The 1,090-nt window shown below is 65.3% G+C and carries 1 protein-coding gene; it reads left to right on the top strand.

What is annotated here, in order from left to right:
* On the top strand, positions 1-1,090 hold a 1,090-nt coding region (gene ispG, locus O5O46_RS34995), incomplete at both ends, for a flavodoxin-dependent (E)-4-hydroxy-3-methylbut-2-enyl-diphosphate synthase (protein ID WP_269859723.1).

Here is a 1,090-nt window from a genome sequence, read left to right as displayed (position 1 = left end):
GAGCCGCAAGATCCAGGTGGGGTCGGTTGCGGTGGGTGGTGACGCGCCGGTGTCGGTGCAGTCGATGACCACCACGGTGACGGCTGACATCGGTGCCACGTTGCAGCAGATCGCGGAGCTGACGGCCTCGGGGTGTCAGATCGTGCGTGTGGCGTGCCCGTCGCAGGATGACGCGGACGCGTTGCCGGTGATCGCGAAGAAGTCGCAGATTCCGGTGATCGCGGACATCCACTTCCAGCCGAAGTATGTGTTCGCGGCGATTGATGCCGGGTGTGCGGCGGTGCGGGTGAATCCGGGGAACATCCGGCAGTTCGACGACAAGGTCAAGGAGATCGCCAGGGCGGCGTCGGACGCGGGGGTGCCGATTCGGATCGGGGTGAACGCGGGGTCGTTGGACAAGCGGTTGCTGGAGAAGTACGGCAGGGCCACGCCGGAGGCGTTGGTGGAGTCGGCGTTGTGGGAGTGCTCGTTGTTCGAGGAGCACGGGTTCCGGGACATCAAGATCTCGGTGAAGCACAACGATCCGGTGGTGATGGTGAATGCCTACCGGTTGCTGGCGGCCAGGTGTGACTATCCGTTGCACCTGGGGGTGACCGAGGCGGGGCCGGCGTTCCAGGGGACGATCAAGTCGGCGGTGGCGTTCGGTGCGTTGTTGAGTGAGGGGATCGGGGACACGATCCGGGTGTCGTTGTCGGCGCCTCCGGCGGAGGAGGTGAAGGTCGGTATTCAGATCCTGGAGTCGTTGGGGTTGCGGCAGCGGCGGTTGGAGATCGTGTCGTGTCCGTCGTGTGGTCGGGCGCAGGTGGATGTGTACAAGTTGGCTGATCAGGTCACTGCTGGGCTGGAGGGCATGGAGGTGCCGCTGCGGGTCGCGGTGATGGGTTGTGTGGTCAACGGTCCGGGGGAGGCGCGTGAGGCTGATCTGGGGGTCGCCTCGGGTAATGGCAAGGGGCAGATCTTCGTGAAGGGTGAGGTGATCAAGACGGTTCCGGAGTCGAAGATCGTGGAGACCCTGATCGAGGAGGCGATGAAGCTCGCCGCGCTGATGGAGGCCGAGGGCGTGCCCTCCGGCGAACCCGCCGTCACCGTC

This window comes from Streptomyces sp. RPT161, assembly GCF_027533845.1.
Lineage (GTDB): Bacteria > Actinomycetota > Actinomycetes > Streptomycetales > Streptomycetaceae > Streptantibioticus_A > Streptantibioticus_A silvisoli_A.
The sequence above is the reverse complement of the archived record's forward strand: the minus strand, read 5'-3'. Positions and strand labels throughout refer to the sequence as shown.